Source organism: Pseudomonas sp. Sample_23, from assembly GCF_004307595.1.
In the GTDB taxonomy this organism is placed as follows: domain Bacteria; phylum Pseudomonadota; class Gammaproteobacteria; order Pseudomonadales; family Pseudomonadaceae; genus Aquipseudomonas; species Aquipseudomonas atacamensis.
On sequence record NZ_RCNX01000013.1, the window covers coordinates 62262 to 81832 of the forward strand.

Below are 19571 nucleotides of genomic sequence, written 5' to 3' on the forward strand. Positions count from 1 at the left end.
AGTGCTGAATAGTCATTCTTGAATGCGCTAAGAAAACTTTGCGATCAAGCAAATCGAGCTAAGCGAGGGCATTGTCAGGCCTGAACAAAACACTGTATAAATAACCAGACCTCAAGCCTGGGAGCTGCCTTTATGCTGGTGCACCTGTCCGTACATAACTACGCCATCGTTGAACATCTCGATCTCGAACTTGATCGCGGGATGAGCGTGATCACAGGGGAAACCGGCGCCGGCAAGTCGATCATGCTCGATGCCCTGGGCCTCACCCTGGGTGATCGCGCCGACAGCGGCGTGGTTCGCCCGGGCGCTGATAAAGCCGACATTCTCGCCACCTTCGACCTGGCTGATATTCCTGAAGCCAGCGCCTGGCTGGCCGAGCGCGATCTGGAAAACGACGGGCCTTGCATCCTGCGCCGCGTCATCACCTCGGAAGGTCGTTCGCGCGGTTATATCAACGGCACGCCCTGCCCGCTTGGCGACCTCAAAGCCCTCGGCGAGCTGCTGATCGACATACACAGCCAGCACGAACATCAATCGCTGTTGAAGACCGACACCCATCGCCGCCTGCTTGACGAGTATGCGGGCGCCACCGATCTGGCGCGTCAGGTGCAGCTTGCCGCGCAACGCTGGCGTCAGACCCGCCAGGAACTGGAGCGCCTTTCCAACTCTGGCGACGAACAACGCGCACGCCATCAACTGCTCAGCTATCAGCTCGAAGAACTGGAAAACCTCGGTCTCGGCGAAAACGAACTGGAGCAACTGGAGCAGGAACACAAGAACCTGACCAACGCCGAAACCTTGCTGGGCATTTGCCGGCAAGTGGTCGAGCAATGCAGCGAAAGCGACTCCGGCAATGTGCTGAATGCGCTGACCGCCAGCCTCAATCGACTTTCCAGCGTGAACAGTTCGGTGGGTGCGCTGGGTGAAGCCAGCAGTCTGCTGACCAGCGCACAGATTCAGGTGGAAGAAGCGGTTGGTGAGCTCAATCGCTTCCTCGACAATTTCGATGCCGACCCGGCTCGCCTGCAATACCTCGAAGAGCGTCTCGACGCTATCTACACCTTGGCGCGCAAACACCGGATTCAACCGACCGAAGTCGGCGAGATGCAGCAGAAGCTGCTCGATGAAATCGAAACCCTCAATGCTAACGATGAATCCATCGAGCGCCTGGGCGAAGAACTGGCGTCCTATGCCCGCCACTATCAGGAGAAAGCGCGCGAGCTGAGCGACCTTCGTCATCAAGCGGCCGGCAGCCTCGCCAGTGCGGTGGAGCAGGAAATCCAGCGCCTGGGCATGCCTGGCGGCCGATTCACCATCGAACTGAAAGCCAACAGCAGCGACGAGTTGCTGCCAAACGGGCTGGAGCAGGTCGAACTGCTGGTCAGCGCCAACCCCGGTCAACCGCTCAAGGCGCTGGCAAAAGTTGCCTCCGGTGGTGAGCTGTCGCGGATCAGTCTGGCGATTCAGGTCATTACCGCCCAGACCTCCCGCGTGCCGACCCTGGTGTTCGACGAAGTGGACGTAGGTATTGGCGGTCCGACTGCCGAGATTGTCGGCCAGTTACTGCGCCGTCTCGGTGATCGCGGCCAGGTCCTGACCGTGACGCACTTGCCGCAAGTGGCGGCGCAAGGGCATCAGCATCTGTTCGTGCACAAGGTCCGCGACGAGAAGGCGACTCACACCGCTGTCGCGAAGCTCACGAAGAACGAGCGAATCGAAGAAGTCGCGCGCATGCTCGGCGGCATCGATCTGACCAAGGAATCCCTGGCTCACGCGAAAAAAATGGTGGTGACCGCCAAGGCGTAACAAATAGTAGAAAGCACGAAGGCGACCCTTGGGTCGCCTTCGTTCGTTTCGCGAATGTGAAATTCGCGCGACATGCTTAATTTTTCTTGCGTACGTACAGCACCAGGTTGTGATCAACCATCTCGAAGCCATGCTTCTCGACGATCGATTTCTGAAGTTTTTCGATTTCTTCGTCGAAGAATTCGATCACTTCACCCGATTCCACGTTGACCATATGGTCGTGGTGGCCACCGTCAGCCAGTTCGAAGACCGCGTGGCCGCCGTCGAAGTTGTGGCGGACCACGAGGCCGGCCGCTTCGAACTGGGTCAGTACACGGTAAACCGTGGCCAGACCAACGTCCTCACCAGCTTCCATCAACGCCTTGTAGACGTCCTCGGCACTCATGTGGCGCTGCTCGGTAGAGTCGAGCATTTGCAGGATCTTGACCCGTGGCAGGGTCACTTTGAGGCCGGCTTTGCGTAGTTCGCTATTTTCAACCATGGTCAGCTTTCTCGCGATGCTGCTTCGCAGCTTCTCTTAATGCGGGTATGATCGGCGTTTACGTTGTCCCAGCCAAGATAGTGGAAGTCGCCCACCGATGCAAAACACCAAGCTCTTGCTAACCAGTTTCACCTTTGTGGGACTGCTCGCACTCGCCGGTTGTTCATTCCCCGGGGTTTACAAAATCGACATCCAGCAGGGCAATGTCGTCACGCAGGACATGATAGACCAGTTACGCCCGGGAATGACCCGGCCGCAAGTACGGTTTATCATGGGCAACCCTCTGCTTGCCGACACGTTCCATGCCGATCGCTGGGATTATCTGTACAGCCTGCAACCGGGTGGCGGTGAACGCCAGCAGGAACGAATCAGCGTTATCTTCAATTCCAACGACCAGCTCGTCAGCCTGTCCGGTGACTTCATGCCCGGTGTGAGCCGTGATGAAGCCATTCTCGGCAAGGACAGCGGTACTACCGTGACCGCGCCGGCTGAAAACACCGACAAGCCAGAAGCTGAGAAGCCAGCCAAACCAGGCTCCTTGCTGGATCAGATCCAGAAGGACGTCGATGGTGTGGAAACCGTACCGGTTCCGACACCAGAGCCGCTGGACACCTCGCCGCAGTAATAGGCGAGGCAATAAAAAACCCGGACATTCCGGGTTTTTTATTGCCTGCCGTTTGATCTGTTCAAGAATTGCGTGCTTTGGCCTCGGCAGCCTTGGCCGCGCGCAAGCGTCGAACTTCTTTGGGATCAGCCAGCAGCGGTCGATAAATTTCGATGCGATCGCCCGCCTGAACCGCGCGCGAATCCGCATCAGCCACAACCTTGCCAAAAATCCCCAGCGGACACTCCGCCAGATTCAACTCAGGAAACTCTGCCGCGATGCCCGATTCGTGCACCGCAGCCCGAACGCTAACGCCCTCAGCAACGCTGATCGCACGCAGAACCTGGCGATCAACCGCCGCGTAGACGACTTCTATCTCGATCACCGGCTCAACCATGCATCTGCTTGGCGCGCTGGCAGAAAGCATCCACCAGCTGGTTAGCCGCCTGATTGAACAGCGGGCCCAACGTAGCGCGCACCAGCGGCCCGGCATAATCGAACGACAGATCCAGACTGATCTTGCAGGCCTTTTCGTTCAGCGCCTTGAATACCCAGATGCCGTGCAACTGAGTGAACGGGCCTTCTTCGAGATTCATCTCGATCGACTGCCCCGGCACCAGCGTATTGCGCGTGACGAAATGCTGGCTGAGACCGCCCTTGGCCACGCCGACACTGGCGCGCATGTGTTCCGGCGAGCTTTCCAGCACTTCAGCCTCCGAGCACCACGGCAGAAACTCCGGGTACCGCGCGACGTCGTTGACCAGGTCGTAGAGAAACTGCGCCGGGTACGGCAGGAGCGCGGATCGTTGGATATGTGTCGTCATGTAAGCGTTACTTCCAGAGCTGAGCGGCAAAGACTACAAGAATGCCGATAGGCGCCACGTAGCGCATCAAGAACAGGGACAGGGCAAATAGAACCGGGTTACGGATGGACAATTCATCCCGCACCGCTTCACGCCCCATTACCCATCCCGCGAACAGCACGAAACACAAGCCACCAAGGGGCAACATGATCCGCGAGGTGAAGAAATCGATCACGCCGAAGAAGTCGAGACCGCTCTGCGCACCCCATTGATAGAGGCTGAACGCCCCGCCTTCGTTCACGAAAAACTTGGCTTCCTTCCAGATATTGAAAGAAAACACCGTGCCCAGACCAACGAACCAGCAGGTGAACGCAAGCCAGAACGTCACCCAGATGCGGCTGATTTTAGTGCGTTCAACCAGGTAAGCCACCATCGGTTCGAGTAGCGAAATAGCCGAACTCCAGGCAGCCACCGCGACCAGCACAAAGAACACCACGCCCATCAACTGGCCGAAAAAAACGTTACCAAAAGCAAACGGCAGGCTGACGAACATCAGCCCCGGGCCTTCGCTTGGATTCAGACCAGCAGCAAATACAATTGGAAACAATGCCAGACCGGCCACCAGCGATACGAAAGTATCCAACAGCGCAACACCGACCACCGTGCCCGACAGCGAGGTGTTCTTCGGCATGTAGGCGCCGTAGATCATGATGGAGCCGACGCCGACGCTCAGCGAGAAGAACGCGTGCCCCATCGCCGGCAGCAGGCCGTCGAGGACTTTTTCCGGGTGGAAGTCGAACATGAAATGCACGCCTTCCATGAAATGCCCGGTGGTCATGCTGTAGCCCAGCAGCACCAGAATCATCACGAACAGCAGCGGCATCATGATTCGCAGGCTGCGTTCAAGCCCGGCGACCACGCCTTTGGCGATCACGAAGGCCGACAGCAGCATGAAAATCGTGTGCCAAAGTGTCAGGCGCCATGGATTGGAGATGACATTGCCGAAATAGGCGCCGACCTGATCGGCCGTCGCGCCCTGGAAATCGCCACGGCCCATGTCGACGATGTAATCCAGCGACCAGCCGCCGACCACACTGTAGAAAGAAAGAATCAGCAGGGCCGTGATCATCCCGGCAAACGCGCCCCACGACCATTTCGCCGAGTGCCCGGCTTCCAGTGCCAACACCTTCAGGGCATTCGCCGGACTTTGCCGGGCGCGCCGGCCGATCAGGGTTTCCGCGAGCATGACCGGGACACCGATGAGCGCGATGCACGCCAGGAACATCAGCACAAAGGCGCCGCCGCCGTAGACCCCGACCATGTAGGGGAACTTCCAGATACTACCCAGTCCCACGGCCGAACCGGTCGCGGCGAGTATGAATACCCAGCGGCTAGCCCAACTGCCGTGGACAGAAACCTTGTCTGTCGACATCGTTTATCACGCCCAAGCGTTAGAAAAAGAGGCCGCATTGTCCGGGATTCACTCAACCTGCTCAAGCACGCAGCAACACCGTAGCCGACAGCCGAACAACTCCATATAATGCCGCCCCTATGGCTAAACAGAAGAAACACCCAACAGGGACCATCGCGCAGAACAAAAAGGCGCGACACGATTACTTCATCGAGCACAAGTTCGAGGCTGGTCTGGTCCTGGCCGGCTGGGAAGTAAAAAGTCTGCGGGCGAGCAAGTTGCAGCTGGTCGACAGCTATGTGCTGCTAAAGGATGGCGAAGCATGGTTGCTCGGCAGCCACATCACGCCGTTGATGACCGCAAGCACTCACGTCATCGCCGACCCGGTGCGCACACGCAAACTGCTGCTCAACCGCCGCGAGCTCGACAAGCTTGCCGCCGCCGTGCAGCAGAAGGGTTACGCCTGCGTCTGCCTGTCCTGGTACTGGAGCAAGCACATGGTCAAGTGCGAGATCGCTCTGGGCAAGGGCAAGAAGGAATACGACAAGCGCGACACCGAGCGCGAGCGCGATGCCGGGCGTGAATTGCAGCGTGCGGTGCGCAACAAGGGCAAGGAAGATTAGTTTTCCACCCTGATCGTTCCCACGCTCTGCGTGGGAATGCATCCCGTGACGCTCCGCGTCACAACGCGGACGCAGAGCGTCCATTGCTGTATTCCCACGCAGAGCGTGGGAACGATCGTTTGCAGAACTAACTGACTACATCCCCTTGCGCCGCTCCGCCCGAGCCATGCGCTGCACCTCCTGACGTACCTCTTCCAGCACTTCCTGCACATACAGAATATGTCGGCTGGACACTTCCCGCGCCTGCTCGGCACGCCCTTCGATAATCGCCAGATACAATTCCCGATGCTGCGAGATCAGCATGTCGCGGGTTTCCGTGCGCTGTTTGTACATGCCGCCGATGTTGGTCACAACGTTGCGCTTGAGCAGATCGAACAAGCCGCGAATCGTATGCAGCAACACCGCGTTATGGCTGGCTTCGGCAATCGCCAGGTGAAACTTCGCATCCGCCGCGCCCTCTTCCGCCCGGCTGACTTCTTCGTGACGCGAGTAGCAATCCTGCAGCTCTTCGAAGGCAGCGGTCAGGCGCTCGCGATCAACATCGGTCGCGCGCAATGCGGCGTAGTAGGCGCACGATGCCTCCAGGGTGTGCCGGAATTCGAGCAAATCACGTTGCGCTTCGGGATTGCTTTCAAGCAATTGCAGCAGTGGATCGCTGAACGTCGAGCCCAGGCCTTCCACCACATAATTGCCGCCGCCCTGGCGACTGACCAGCAAGCCTTTGGCCGCCAGTTTCTGAATCGCCTCGCGCAATGACGGGCGTGATACGCCAAATTGTTCGGCCAGCGTTCGCTCGGCCGGCAGCCGCTCGCCCGACTTCAGCGTGCCCTCAAGGATCATCCCTTCGAGGCGCTCGACAATATCGTCAGACAAACGGCGCTGACGTATCTGATCAAAGCCCATAACTCATTTCTCCACGATCCCGACCGCTCGCCGGGGTGTCTATTCTGGCCTATCCGCGCGCCGCCGACACCTGCCAGACGCCACTTCGCCAAACCGGATCAGCTGCCCTCTGCACCGCATCTTCGACGAAAGTTTCAGAGCGGCAAATTGACACACCGCCACCAAGGCTTTTACCCTAGCCGACAGCGCTTGTAAATTGGTCTTACCAATTATCCAAGATTGCTTACAGTGCCTGACCAACAACAATTAGGGGCCACCCCACCATGCAAACCTGGCAACAGCTCTACAGTCCGCTCGGCAGTCTTGGCGTCTCCGCTCTCGCGGCCGTCATTCCCATCGTGTTCTTCTTTCTTGCCCTGGCGGTGTTCCGTCTCAAAGGCCATGTGGCCGGCAGCATCACCCTCGCGCTTTCGATTGCCGTGGCGATTTTCGCCTTCCAGATGCCAGTGGACATGGCGTTCGCCGCCGCTGGTTATGGTTTCGCTTATGGTCTGTGGCCGATTGCCTGGATCATTGTCGCGGCGGTGTTCCTCTACAAGCTGACGGTGAAGAGCGGTCAGTTCGAAGTCATCCGCAGTTCGGTCCTGTCGATCACCGATGACCAGCGCTTGCAGGTGTTGCTGATCGGTTTCTGCTTCGGCGCATTTCTGGAAGGTGCTGCCGGTTTCGGTGCGCCGGTAGCGATTACTGCCGCACTTCTTGTAGGACTGGGCTTCAACCCGCTGTACGCCGCCGGCTTGTGCCTGATTGCCAACACTGCGCCGGTAGCGTTCGGCGCGCTGGGGATTCCGATCATAGTGGCGGGCCAGGTCACTGGCATCGACGCCTTCAAGATCGGCGCCATGACCGGTCGCCAGCTGCCACTGCTGTCGCTGTTCGTGCCGTTCTGGCTGGTGTTCATGATGGACGGCCTGCGCGGCGTGCGCGAAACCTGGCCCGCCGCGCTGGTGGCAGGCTTGAGTTTCGCCATCACCCAATACTTCACTTCCAACTTCATCGGCCCGGAACTGCCGGACATCACTTCGGCGCTGGCCAGCCTGATTTCCCTGACCCTGTTCCTCAAGGTCTGGCAACCGCGCCGTGCCGCCGGCCAGCACATCGTCGGCGCCGTGTCGGCTTCGGTGGTCAGCGCCAGCGTCGGCGGTTTCGGCCAGAAGCGCACCACAGTGGCTTCGCCCTACAGCCTCGGGGAAATTTTCAAGGCGTGGTCGCCGTTCCTGATCCTCACTGTGCTGGTGACGATCTGGACGCTGAAGCCTTTCAAAGCTATGTTCGCTGCCGGCGGCTCGATGTACGGCTGGGTGTTCAACTTCGCGATTCCGCACCTTGATCAACTGGTGATCAAGACTGCGCCGATCGTGGCCAATCCGACTGCCATTCCAGCGGTGTTCAAGCTCGATCCGATTTCCGCCACCGGCACGGCGATTTTCTTCTCCGCGCTGATTTCGATGCTGGTGCTGAAGATCAATTTCAAAACTGGTCTGACCACTTTGAAAGAGACCTTCTACGAACTGCGCTGGCCAATCCTGTCGATCGGCATGGTGCTGGCGTTCGCCTTTGTCACCAACTACTCCGGCATGTCGTCGACCATGGCCCTGGTGCTGGCGGGTACTGGCGCCGCGTTCCCGTTCTTCTCGCCGTTCCTCGGTTGGCTGGGCGTGTTCCTCACCGGTTCGGATACTTCGTCGAACGCGCTGTTCAGTTCGTTGCAAGCGACCACCGCCCACCAGATCGGCGTCAACGACACTTTGCTGGTGGCGGCCAATACCAGCGGCGGCGTGACCGGCAAGATGATCTCGCCGCAATCGATCGCCGTGGCCTGCGCCGCGACCGGTCTGGTCGGCAAGGAATCGGATCTGTTCCGCTTCACCCTCAAGCACAGCCTATTCTTTGCAACGATTGTCGGTTTGATCACCCTGGCTCAGGCCTACTGGTTCACCGGCATGCTGGTGCACTAAACCTACAAGAAAGACGGAAATAACCGACGCCGGCCCGTGATCCGGCGTCAGCAATTCACCACCGGGTCTGTAAGGCTGCTGAAAGCAATGCGCTTTATATTCGGCAGCCGCAGCAGACGGATAACCGGGCCCACCCGGAGACACGCCTGATGAGCGAGCTTTTTTACAACGCTGTGCCGAACGCGACCCGCGTGGCACCGCCACTGCCCGAACCTCGGCAATACCCCAGCGAGAAACCGTCGCGGGTCTACCTGTTCGGCACGTGTGTGGTCGACCTGTTCTACCCCGAAGCCGGGATGGACGCGATCCATCTGCTGGAGCGCGAAGGGATTCGGGTCGAGTATCCGCAAGGGCAGAGCTGCTGCGGCCAACCGGCCTACACCTCAGGCTACACCGAGCAGGCGCGGACGGTAGCGCGCTCGCAACTGGCGTTGTTTGCCGGCGATTATCCGGTGGTGGTGCCGTCGGGTTCCTGCGCCGGCATGCTGCGCGAGCATTACGCCGACTTGTTCAAGGACGAGCCGGAGACGTTGAAACAGGTGCAGGCGCTCGCAGCGCGCACCTATGAATTGGCCGAGTTTCTGCTGTTCGTCTGCAAGGTGCAGCTCAAGGACAGCGGCGAACCGGTGAAAGTCGCGCTGCACACCTCGTGTTCGGCACGCCGCGAAATGAACACCCACCTGCACGGCCGCGAGTTGTTGGCGCAGTTGAGCAACGTGGAGCGGGTTAATCACGACCACGAAAGCGAATGCTGTGGCTTCGGTGGGACATTCAGCGTCCGTATGCCAGACATTTCCGGCGCGATGGTGGCTGACAAGACCCGCGCGCTGAAAGAATCCGGCGCCCACAAGGTACTGAGTGCCGACTGCGGCTGTTTGATGAACATCAACGGCGCTCTGGAGAAACAGCAGCAAGCGTTGCGCGGGCAACATCTGGCGAGCTTCCTCTGGCAGCGAACCGGAGGTGCGCAATGAGCACCTCGACGATTATTCCTACGGTCGCCGTAGAAGAAGATTTCCGCACCCGGGCACACAATGCCCTGGGTGATCAGCAGCTGCGGAACAACTTCCGCACTGCCATGGATTCACTGATGACCAAGCGGGCAGCGGCTTTCAGCGATGCCCACGAAAGAGAACACTTGCGCGCACTGGGCAATTCGATCAAGGCCCGCGCGCTGTCCAAGTTGCCCGACCTGCTCGATCAACTGGAACAGAACCTGACCCGCAACGGTGTGACAGTGCACTGGGCGGAAACGGTGGACGAGGCCAATGGCATCGTCCTGTCGATCATCCGCGCTCACGAGGCGCGGCAAGTGATCAAGGGCAAATCGATGGTCAGCGAAGAGATGGAGATGAACCATTTCCTCGAGGCTCGGGACATTGAATGTCTGGAGTCCGACATGGGGGAGTACATCGTCCAGCTCGACCACGAGAAGCCTTCACACATCATTATGCCGGCGATCCACAAGAATGCCGGTCAGGTCGCGTCCTTGTTCCACGACAAACTTGGCGTGGAATACACCAAGGACGTTGACCAACTCATTCAGATCGGTCGCAGCGTCCTGCGGCAGAAATTCTTCGAAGCCGACATCGGCGTCTCCGGCGTCAACTTCGCCGTCGCCGAAACCGGCACCCTGCTGCTGGTGGAAAACGAAGGCAACGGGCGCATGACCACCACCGTGCCGCCGGTGCATATCGCGGTCACCGGCATCGAAAAAGTCGTGGAAAACCTGCGCGACGTGGTGCCGCTGCTGTCACTGCTGACGCGCTCGGCGCTGGGCATTCCGATCACCACCTACGTCAACATGATCTCCGGCCCGCGCAAGGAACACGAACTCGATGGCCCGCAGGAAGTGCATCTGGTCCTGCTCGACAACGGTCGCAGCCAGGCTTTCGCCGACAGTGAATTGCGCCAGACCCTGAACTGCATCCGCTGCGGCGCCTGCATGAATCACTGCCCGGTGTACACCCGAGTGGGCGGCCACACTTATGGCGAGGTCTACCCGGGGCCGATTGGCAAAATCATCACCCCGCACATGGTCGGCCTGGCCAAGGTCCCGGACCACCCGAGCGCGTCCTCACTGTGCGGCGCCTGCGGTGAAGTCTGCCCGGTGAAAATTCCGATCCCGGCGATCCTGCGCCGTCTGCGCGAGGAAAACGTCAAAGCCCCGGACGCACCGAATCAGGTGATGCGTGGCCAGGGCAGCAAGTATTCGCGCAAGGAGCGCTTCATCTGGAACGCCTGGGCCAGACTCAACAGCTCGCCGACGCTGTACCGCTTGTTCGCTTTTTTCGCCACGCGCCTGCGCGCCCTTACGCCGAGCAATGTCGGCCCATGGACGCAAAACCACAGCGCGCCAAAACCGGCCGCGCGTTCGTTGCATGACATGGCCCGCGAGCATCTGGCCAAACAGGGAGAGCGTCGATGAGCGCCAAGCAAAATATCCTCGGCAAACTGCGGAAAAGTCTGACCGGCACCACGCCAATTGCCGACAACTTCGATGTCGATCTGGTCACCCAGCCCTACACCTACAGCGCCGAGCAACGCATCCCGCAACTGCGCAAACTGATGGAGGCGGTGCACACCGAAATCCACCTGACCTCGGGCGCCGAGTGGCCGGCATTACTGGCGCAACTGCTGCGTGACCGCCAGTTGCCGAGCCTGCTGATCGCACCGACCACACCGCACGGGCAACGCATCGCACAGCACTGGGCGAACAATCCCGAGCTGCCAGAACTGAAGTCCTACGACCGGCCAATGGAAGAGTGGAAAGCCGAGCTGTTCAACGACACCCCGGCCAGCCTCACTGGCACCCTCGGTGCCATCGCCGCAACCGGCAGCCTGATCATCTGGCCTACCCGTGAGGAACCGCGCTTGATGAGCCTGGTGCCGCCGGTGCATTTCGCCCTGCTCAAGGCCAGCGAAATCCGCGACAACTTCTATCAAGTGCAAGAGGAATTCGAATGGGCGCAAGGCATGCCGACCAACGCGCTGCTGGTCTCCGGCCCGTCGAAAACCGCCGATATTGAACAGGTGCTGGCGTATGGCGCACATGGCCCGAAAGATCTGGTCGTGCTGATTCTGGAGGATCAATGAGTCTTCCTGCTGCTTTCCTGCGTGATGCCGAGCGACTGATTCCAGCAGACCGGCGCTTCGACGACCCGCTGTCGACCCTGGCCTTTGGCACCGACGCCAGTTTCTATCGGCTGATCCCGAAACTGGTGATCCGCGTCGAGTCTGAAGACGAAGTGGTGGCGCTGCTGCAATTGGCCCAGCGCGACCACGTGCCGGTGACCTTCCGCGCTGCCGGCACCAGCCTGTCCGGGCAGGCGATCAGCGACTCCGTGCTGATCGTGCTTGGGGATAACTGGAACGCCCGCGAGATTCGCGGCCAAGGCACGCAGATCCGCCTGCAACCAGGGGTGATCGGCGCGCAGGCCAATGCCTGGCTGGCACCGTTCGGGCGCAAGATCGGCCCGGACCCGGCGTCGATCAATGCCTGCAAGATCGGCGGCATCGTCGCCAACAACGCCAGCGGCATGTGCTGTGGCACCGCGCAGAATACCTATCACACCCTGGCCGGGATTCGTCTGGTGCTGGCCGACGGCACGCGCCTCGACAGCGAAGACCCTGCCAGCGTCGCGGCATTTCGCTCCAGCCACGGCGACCTGCTTGAACGCTTGGCGACATTAGGCCGCGAGACCCGCGCCAACACCGAACTGGCCGCAAGAATTCGCCACAAATACCGTCTGAAAAATACCACCGGCCTGTCGCTCAACGCCCTGGTGGATTTCGACGAGCCTGTGGATATCCTGAGCCACCTGCTGGTCGGCTCCGAAGGCACGCTCGGCTTCATCAGCGCGGTGACTTACGACACCGTCATCGATCACCCGAACAAGGCCTCGGCGCTGATCGTGTTCCCCGATGTCGAGACCTGCTGCAACGCGGTCACCGTGCTGAAAAGCCAACCAGTGTCAGCGGTGGAGTTGCTCGACCGACGCAGTCTGCGCTCGGTGCAGGACAAAAAAGGCATGCCCGCTTTCGTACAGCTGCTGTCGGAAAATGCCTGCGCGCTGCTCATCGAATCCCGCGCGGCTTCGTCAACATTGCTGCAGGAACAACTGGCGCAAATCATGGCGTCCCTGCGCGATTTCCCCGTTGAGAAGCAGGTCGACTTCACTGAAGACCCGGTGGAAAACGCCCGCCTCTGGGCCATCCGCAAAGACACCTTCCCCGCCGTCGGCGCCGTGCGCAAAACCGGCACCACAGTGATCATCGAAGACGTGACCTTCCCGGTCGAACAACTGGCGATCGGCGTCAATCGCCTGATCGAGCTGTTCGACAAACATGCCTACGACGAAGCGATCCTTTTCGGACACGCACTGGAAGGCAATCTGCACTTCGTCTTCACCCAAGGCTTCAACAGCCCGGAAGAAATCGCACGCTACCAAGCGTTCATGGACGACGTCGCGCAACTGGTCGCGGTGGAATTCGGCGGCTCGCTGAAGGCCGAACACGGCACCGGCCGCAACATGGCGCCGTTCGTGGAACTGGAATGGGGCAGCGACGCCTATCAACTGATGTGGCAGCTCAAACGCCTGCTCGACCCCAACGGCATTCTCAATCCGGACGTGGTGCTCAGCGAAGATCCGCAGATCCACCTCAAGCACCTGAAACCGCTGCCGGCGGCGGACGAGATTGTGGATAAGTGCATCGAGTGCGGTTTCTGCGAACCGGTCTGCCCATCGAAAGGCCTGACCTTGAGCCCGCGCCAGCGCATCGTGATCTGGCGCGATATCCAGGCGAAAAAACGCGCCGGCGTCGACACCACCGAACTGGAAAAAGCCTACGACTACCAAGGCATCGACACCTGCGCCGCCACCGGTCTGTGCGCGCAACGCTGCCCTGTAGGCATCAACACCGGCGAACTGGTGAAAAAACTCCGTGGCCGACACGCCAAGCATCAGAAAACCGCTGACTGGATCGAAGGAAATTTCGCCAAAACCCTGCAAGGCGCACGCTTCACGCTGCACGTCGCCAACGGCGCGCGGATGATGCTCGGCGCACCGCGTCTGGCGAAGTTGTCGGCGACGCTGACGCGCTTGTCCAAAGGCCAGGTGCCGTTGTGGACCAACGCCATGCCACAGCCGGAAAAAGCCATTCGCTTCAGCCCGAGCGTGGCCGACGAGCGCCCGCGCGTGGTTTATCTGGCGGCTTGCGTGTCGCGGGTGATGGGCCCGGCGGCGGGTGATAAAGAACAAATGTCGCTGTACGACAAAACCCGTGGCCTGCTGGAAAAGGCCGGCTACCAGGTCGTCTTTCCCGACAACCAGGACAATCTCTGCTGCGGCCAGCCGTTCGCCTCCAAAGGCTACGCCGAACAGGCCGAGCACAAGCGCCAGGAACTGATCAGCGCCCTGCTCCACGCCAGTCGCGGCGGCCTCGATCCGATCTATTGCGACACCAGCCCGTGTACGTTGCGACTGGTGCAGGACATCGGCGAAACGCGACTGGATCTGTACGATCCGGTGCGCTTCATCCGTACGCATCTGCTGGATCGTCTGGACTTCACACCCCAGGAAGCGCCCATTGCCGTGCATGTGACCTGCAGCACTCAACACTTGGGCGAAAGCCAGGCGCTGATCGATCTGGCGCGCAAATGCAGCAACACCGTGGTGATTCCCGAAGGCATACATTGCTGCGGATTTGCCGGCGACAAAGGCTTCACCACACCGGAGCTGAACAGCCATTCGCTGCGTACGCTCAAGGACGCCGTGCAGCACTGCAGCGAGGGCATTTCCACGAGCCGCACCTGCGAAATCGGCCTGACCCAGCACGGTGGCATCGACTACCACGGGCTGGTTTATCTGGTGGATCGGGTGACACAGGCCAAAGTCTGCTGAACAAAAATCAGAACCCTTGAGCGAGGCGGTAGTCCACTGCACATGCCCCGGACCATTCGGGGCCTGTTCAACGGTCAGCGAAGTCTGAACCCTCAGTTCAAGGAGATACACATGAACCGCTCTGTAATGTTAGGTCTGTTTGTCACTGCCTCGATGATGGCGTCCACTTCGTTCGCCGCTGAAAAACCCGCCGATTTGTGCGATGCCAATCTGCAGAGAATCGATAGCGCCAAGACTCAATACCAGACGTCACCGGATCTGAATGCGCGCGTCTCGGCCAGTGTCAGCAAAGCCCGCGCCCTGAAAGCACAAGGCAAGATTGACGACTGCCTCGCTGAAACCCAGCAAACCCTGCTGGACATTCAAAACGCTACCGGTGACACCAAAAAATGATTCATGCGCCGACCTTTTACAGGTCGGCTGCATCGGCACTTGGTCGACCGATCTGGCCATTTGACATTCGTTGCAAATAAAACCGAATTCCTGCGCAGCGAAGCGGTCAACCAGACAGGTCCTATACTGACCTCGCTTGTTTTGACCTCGGCATCGCGGCCAGACCGTCCGGCAGCACCGAGCCCCCATCGTTCAAGGAGATACCCATGAAGCATTCTGCAATTGCTGGATTGTTTATCACTGGTGCACTTCTGGCCTCGCCGGTGTTCGCGGCCGACAAAGACCTTTGTGCCGGGAATCTTCAAAGCATCAAAGACTTCGTCACCAGCCAGCCGTCCCTTCCTGAAAGCTCCATGAATAACATCAAGGAAGCACAGGAAAAAGCCACTGCGGCCCAGGCGTCCGGCAACGACAAGGAATGCATCGAGGTTACCAACGGCATCATCAGCAAGATGCAGATCCGTAACCCGACGCGTAACTGATGTCGCGCAGGCCAACCTTCGGGTTGGCCTGCCAAGCGTTTTGACGTACACTGTGCACGCTTGTTGCCCGAACAGATTCACCGGGCAATGAGTTCGGGGCCGTTTAGGATTCGACGCCGGTTGCGAAACTCTAGGTGCATGCCGACTTGGTAACAGAAGTCGTAAATCCACTGTTGCAACTACTTATAGTTGCCAATGACGACCAATACGGTGTTGCTCTCGCTGCTTAATTGCAGCTGACAATGCTCCTGGTACCTTCGGGTCCAGCAATCATCAGGGGATGTCTGTAAACCCGAAATGATTGTCATATAGAACAGAATCGCCGTGCAGTACGTTGTGGACGAAGCGGCTAAAACTTACACAACTCGCCCAAAGCACCCTGCCCGTCGGGTCGCTGAGGGTTAACTTAATAGACACGGCTACGCATGTAGTACCGACAGCGGAGTACTGGCGGACGGGGGTTCAAATCCCCCCGGCTCCACCAAATAGCAATCTAGACCTGTCTCAGACAGTCTACGAAACACCTCAAGAAGCCCGCCCTGTGCGGGCTTTCTTGTTTCTGGCTATCCGTCCCTGTCTACCCCTATCCCAGCATGCGCTGTATCCTCCCGTGTACCACGGATGTAAATTGAAACTGATGGGTACAAGGAAATGAAACGCACTGAAATCAAACGTCGTCCTCTGGCAGACACGGTCGTAGCGACTCTGGAACCCGACTCCAAGGAATACCGCGAGCACGATGGAAACAACGTATATCTCCGAGTGCGGCCGGATGGCAAAAAGTCATGGCAGCTTCGATACAAGAAGGCTGACGGTAAGTGGTCCTGGATAGGGCTAGGCAGTTACCCGGCAGTTACTGGATCTGCTGCACGACAGAAAGCGACCGAACTGCGGGCTAGTACAGCTGAAGGGAGCAACCCCTTGGCAACGATGCGAGCCAAGAAAGCTGCGGAGTTGGAAAGTGCCAGTAATACCTTTGAGAAACTTGCTCGGGAGTGGTACGCGTCCAAACGAAAAGGCTGGACCAACGGCACCGCCGTTCGAACCATCGGCGCTTTAGAGCTTCACGTCTTCCCAGTTTTCGGAACGCGCTCCTATCGCGAGATCCTTCCGATGGAGTGGATGGACTTTCTTCGCTCTATGGAACGGAAAGGGATTATTGAGCAGACCAGCCGTGTACGGGGAATGTGTCGTGAGATATACGATCTTGCTAGGGTAACCGGCCGGGCAACCCACAATCCGTTGGAAGGCCTTCACAAATTTCTTCAGACGAAACCGGCGGAAAACTACGCCCATGTATCCCAAGAAGAACTGCCTCCGCTGCTCCGTGCAATCCGAGCGTATCCAAGTGCTATGGATATCCGTATCGGCCTGCATCTGCTTTCCATGCTGGCATGTCGTCCGTCCGAAATTCGGGAGGCTCGGTGGTCGGAGTTCGACTTAAAAAAAGCGCTATGGACAATCCCGGCGGAGCGAATGAAACGCCGCCGAGAGCACCTAGTGCCACTTCCGCACCAAGCAGTAACCCTGCTGAAAGAGCTGTATGTTTTGACCGGCAGCTATCAGTTACTTTTCCCAGGCCGCAGCGACACAACCAAAGCGCGCTCCAATACTGTCTTCCTGATGGCGTTACGTCGCCTCGGTTATGAAGGTCGACAAACTGGCCACGGATTCCGACACATCGCAAGCACGCTCCTTAACGAGCATGGTTTTGATGAAAACCACATTGAGGCCCAACTTTCACACGTGAAGGATGGAGTTGCCGGTGTTTACAACAAAGCCGTCTACCTCAAACAACGTACAACGATGATGCAGTGGTACGCGGATTACCTGGATCAGTTGGCTGCCGGAAATGTCGCTCACGGGCATTTTGAAGAAGTGGTATGAACGTGGGTTTCCATATCCTCCCAAAAAACGGTGTTACAGGTGTTACGCATGTAACGACTGTTACCAAACGCCTGAATTTATTGACTCTAAGGCTTGTTACACGATTGCGCGGATGCTCGTACACCCGATGTAACTCGGCACAAACGTGTAACGCCAAAACGAGGCTTCGCCCTGCTGCGGGCCGCTGCTTGCTCCGCGCTGACAAAGGGCTTTCGCTGGTTACGCTCGCAAAATATAGGGCGTGGGATCAAAGCGGAGACGATGCGCGAGCCACTGACCAATGACTACTAACCAAAGCATCGCGCATTCGGCACTCACTTCTGGCTTGAGGGGTTTCCTATCGGACCAGTCGCTTTATGCACTGTGCCGCGAACAGCTCACCGATGTGTGTTACTTGATCGATCAGTGCTGTCAGCGCATCCAGAGCAGCGGCATCAGCAGCGATCTCAGCAGCATGTGCATCAAGGCGACCATGCATGAGGAAACCATTTTTCAGTACGCCTCTACCGACCACAGAGCGCGCCTCGCACACTGGGTTCGCCAATACAGCGGGTGTCACGCTGCTTCGGATCGAGAGGCACATGCGGCCTACATCATGGCCTGCGCTGTGAAGGCACTCGGCATTTTGAGCGACTGGATGCGTGAAGCCGATCAAAAGGTCTGGTCATACGTGTCGAAGCATCCGACCGACTGGCCTTGGAGCTTCTACTGTAATTTCGTCGAGACTCAGATTGACCCGCACGAACGCATTGAGGCGCTCGAGCAATACGCGCTTCATCTGGAACCGATTACTTCACTTCCCTGCCTTATCGATGATGAGCTGACCCCAACCGCAGATAGAGCTATAAAAAACGCCATTCGCAAGAAAGGTGGCGTCGTCAGTGGGATAGGGCGTGCTCAAGACATGACCACCCGCGATGCGGCTATCACTAAGCAGGGCCTTCATTACTTGGCGAGCGGCATGTCACACAGGGACATAACTTCGAAGGTACATTCCTGGCTCGAGCAGGAAGTCGCAAAACCACCCGCGCAGCGCGCTGGATGGATCGCCCTTGAAACCGAAAAGGCGTTGTCTCGTAAAAGTGTCGAGGCAATTCTCAAGCGCAACTTCGTGGTGTAAACCTGAAATTTCAAATGGAAGTGAACTGCTCACCGCCGCCCAATCTCTAGACCATTGCTCTCGTCCAAACCAATCGAGAGCAATACCAATGACAAAGAACCTCACCCAATTCACCGCTCCAACCTTTTCAAATCTTGCTAATCCTTTCGACTCTCCTTCCGCCGTACCAGATCTAGCCACTCCGTTTGATCCCGCCACTACCCTCATTCGCATGCCGCGTCTTGAGATAGCTACGGGACTCAAGCGCTCGACTCTCTACAAGCTGATGCAGTGCCCTGAAAGTGGTTTTCCACGACCAGTAAAACTGAGCAATAGCAACGCACGCGGAGCTCCTGTCGCGTGGGTTCTTTCTGAAGTCCAGAGCTGGGTCAAAAGCCGCATTGAGGCCCGTGATCAGGTGGCCGCATGAAGCGCAATTACTGCCCTTTCAAGGGACCATTCTTTGACTCGTACAGCATCGGATTCCGACTCTATCAACCTGGTGAAATCAACTGGCGCCATCGCACCATCGCGGGTGTGAGCTGGAACGGTGAAGAGCAGGAAGCGTTTTTTTTCAGCCCTGACGGTCTCGTACTTCCACTCAAAGCCAATCCTTGGGAGCTGCCCGAACTGATCCGCAAAAATGCGGTGCGCAGAGAGTTTTCGAGCGTTCACGGCTCCGGCTATTTTGCTATGAGCGAAAGCCGACTCGCCTCGTTGAAATCGCGGGGCATGACCGACTGGGTTACCTACTGGCTCGTCGATCAATCAGCGGGATTCGCGAACGATCCGGCGGTATGGCAACGGATCATGGATGAGGATCTTGCCGTCGAGAAGACGACAAGCGAGCGCGCTCATCAAGATATGCGCTTGACCTCCGACCTGAACGGTTATGTCGAGGAGTGTGTTGCACAACGCCGCGAGCAAATGGCCGTTGTACACCGTCGCCGCTGTGCTGAAGACAGCAAGATCCTCGCTTGGCTCAAAGGCGAAACACCGCCTCCACTGTTCGCGAATACGCAGGGGGCAGCATGAATCGCAAGATCGCTGATAACGCCTTGATGCATCCGTTCTCCGTACTGCGCCGGATCGGATTTTCTACTCGTCTCATGCAGCGCCTCGAACGCCACCGCAGGCGACAGGAAAAGCGAGGCCGCGTGGTTAGCGTACTGAGTTGGGCCGACGGCACCTGGTGCGCCCTCTCCCTCCACTGCGAAA

General features: G+C 58.5%; 19 protein-coding genes, 1 other RNA gene and 1 pseudogene. 16 read left to right on the forward strand and 5 right to left on the reverse strand.

The genetic code is table 11. The features are described 5' to 3' along the window. Positions 1 to 132 precede the first annotated feature (132 nt). The gene (gene recN / locus D8U82_RS03330; RefSeq protein WP_016771769.1) at positions 133 to 1806 is read left to right on the forward strand and encodes a DNA repair protein RecN; all 1674 of its coding nucleotides are present in this window, start codon (positions 133 to 135) and stop codon (positions 1804 to 1806) included. A gap of 76 nt (positions 1807 to 1882) precedes the next feature. Here the strand turns inward: recN and fur are convergent, their stop codons facing one another. Continuing rightward, on the reverse strand, positions 1883 to 2287 hold the full coding sequence (fur, locus tag D8U82_RS03335) for a ferric iron uptake transcriptional regulator (protein ID WP_130901647.1): 405 nt from the start codon (positions 2285 to 2287) through the stop codon (positions 1883 to 1885). Positions 2288 to 2384: 97 nt separating this feature from the next. Between fur and D8U82_RS03340 the strand changes: the two genes are divergently transcribed. Further along, positions 2385 to 2912, forward strand: a complete 528-nt coding sequence (locus D8U82_RS03340; RefSeq protein ID WP_110603496.1) for an outer membrane protein assembly factor BamE — start codon at positions 2385 to 2387, stop codon at positions 2910 to 2912. Between the two features lie 61 nt (positions 2913 to 2973). Here the strand turns inward: D8U82_RS03340 and D8U82_RS03345 are convergent, their stop codons facing one another. From D8U82_RS03345 to D8U82_RS03355, 3 genes are read right to left on the reverse strand one after another with little or no spacing between them, the layout of a single operon-like run. Next, positions 2974 to 3288, reverse strand: coding sequence for an RnfH family protein (locus D8U82_RS03345; protein WP_110603497.1), 315 nt, complete (start codon positions 3286 to 3288; stop codon positions 2974 to 2976). Next, positions 3281 to 3715, reverse strand: coding sequence for a type II toxin-antitoxin system RatA family toxin (locus D8U82_RS03350; RefSeq protein WP_016771773.1), 435 nt, complete (start codon positions 3713 to 3715; stop codon positions 3281 to 3283). Before D8U82_RS03350 ends, D8U82_RS03345 begins: the two co-directional genes overlap by 8 nt. A 7-nt stretch (positions 3716 to 3722) precedes the next feature. After that, complete coding sequence (locus D8U82_RS03355; RefSeq protein ID WP_016771774.1) at positions 3723 to 5126, reverse strand: sodium-dependent transporter; 1404 nt, start codon at positions 5124 to 5126, stop codon at positions 3723 to 3725. 119 nt (positions 5127 to 5245) lie between these two features. Here D8U82_RS03355 and smpB point away from each other — a divergent pair, with 119 nt between their 5' ends. Further along, positions 5246 to 5728: an SsrA-binding protein SmpB gene (smpB, locus tag D8U82_RS03360; RefSeq protein WP_007953781.1), complete on the forward strand. Its 483-nt coding sequence runs from the start codon at positions 5246 to 5248 to the stop codon at positions 5726 to 5728. Positions 5729 to 5863: 135 nt separating this feature from the next. Here the strand turns inward: smpB and D8U82_RS03365 are convergent, their stop codons facing one another. After that, positions 5864 to 6631, reverse strand: a complete 768-nt coding sequence (locus D8U82_RS03365; RefSeq protein WP_016771775.1) for an FCD domain-containing protein — start codon at positions 6629 to 6631, stop codon at positions 5864 to 5866. Positions 6632 to 6894: 263 nt separating this feature from the next. Here D8U82_RS03365 and D8U82_RS03370 point away from each other — a divergent pair, with 263 nt between their 5' ends. The 13 genes and pseudogenes from D8U82_RS03370 to D8U82_RS28245 form a co-directional block, all read left to right on the forward strand. Beyond that, positions 6895 to 8589, forward strand: coding sequence for a lactate permease LctP family transporter (locus tag D8U82_RS03370; protein ID WP_122601818.1), 1695 nt, complete (start codon positions 6895 to 6897; stop codon positions 8587 to 8589). 149 nt (positions 8590 to 8738) lie between these two features. Beyond that, positions 8739 to 9563, forward strand: coding sequence for a (Fe-S)-binding protein (locus D8U82_RS03375; protein WP_016771777.1), 825 nt, complete (start codon positions 8739 to 8741; stop codon positions 9561 to 9563). Continuing rightward, on the forward strand, positions 9560 to 11017 hold the full coding sequence (locus D8U82_RS03380) for a LutB/LldF family L-lactate oxidation iron-sulfur protein (protein WP_130901648.1): 1458 nt from the start codon (positions 9560 to 9562) through the stop codon (positions 11015 to 11017). Before D8U82_RS03375 ends, D8U82_RS03380 begins: the two co-directional genes overlap by 4 nt. Further along, positions 11014 to 11685 carry a lactate utilization protein gene (locus D8U82_RS03385; protein WP_130901649.1) on the forward strand — a complete coding sequence of 224 codons (672 nt, stop codon included), beginning with the start codon at positions 11014 to 11016 and terminating at the stop codon, positions 11683 to 11685. Before D8U82_RS03380 ends, D8U82_RS03385 begins: the two co-directional genes overlap by 4 nt. Then, positions 11682 to 14492 carry an FAD-binding and (Fe-S)-binding domain-containing protein gene (locus tag D8U82_RS03390; RefSeq protein WP_130901650.1) on the forward strand — a complete coding sequence of 937 codons (2811 nt, stop codon included), beginning with the start codon at positions 11682 to 11684 and terminating at the stop codon, positions 14490 to 14492. Before D8U82_RS03385 ends, D8U82_RS03390 begins: the two co-directional genes overlap by 4 nt. A 111-nt stretch (positions 14493 to 14603) precedes the next feature. Next, positions 14604 to 14885: a hypothetical protein gene (locus D8U82_RS03395; RefSeq protein ID WP_016771780.1), complete on the forward strand. Its 282-nt coding sequence runs from the start codon at positions 14604 to 14606 to the stop codon at positions 14883 to 14885. A 206-nt stretch (positions 14886 to 15091) separates the two neighbouring features. Beyond that, the gene (locus tag D8U82_RS03400) at positions 15092 to 15367 is read left to right on the forward strand and encodes a hypothetical protein (protein ID WP_016771781.1); all 276 of its coding nucleotides are present in this window, start codon (positions 15092 to 15094) and stop codon (positions 15365 to 15367) included. 95 nt (positions 15368 to 15462) lie between these two features. Continuing rightward, positions 15463 to 15851, forward strand: a transfer-messenger RNA (tmRNA) gene (gene ssrA / locus D8U82_RS03405). Positions 15852 to 16018: 167 nt separating this feature from the next. Next, entirely contained in the window at positions 16019 to 17254 is a 1236-nt protein-coding gene (locus D8U82_RS03410) for a tyrosine-type recombinase/integrase (protein WP_130901651.1), read from the forward strand. Positions 17255 to 17534: 280 nt separating this feature from the next. After that, the gene (locus tag D8U82_RS28015; RefSeq protein WP_177434105.1) at positions 17535 to 18374 is read left to right on the forward strand and encodes a hypothetical protein; all 840 of its coding nucleotides are present in this window, start codon (positions 17535 to 17537) and stop codon (positions 18372 to 18374) included. 88 nt (positions 18375 to 18462) lie between these two features. After that, positions 18463 to 18783, forward strand: a complete 321-nt coding sequence (locus D8U82_RS03420) for an AlpA family phage regulatory protein (RefSeq protein WP_130901652.1) — start codon at positions 18463 to 18465, stop codon at positions 18781 to 18783. Further along, positions 18780 to 19388 (forward strand): hypothetical protein, encoded by a 609-nt coding sequence (locus D8U82_RS03425; protein WP_130901653.1) that lies wholly within the window; start codon positions 18780 to 18782, stop codon positions 19386 to 19388. Before D8U82_RS03420 ends, D8U82_RS03425 begins: the two co-directional genes overlap by 4 nt. After that, positions 19385 to 19571 (forward strand): annotated as a pseudogene (locus D8U82_RS28245) (hypothetical protein); the annotation flags it as partial. The gene D8U82_RS03425 and the pseudogene D8U82_RS28245, both read left to right, overlap by 4 nt.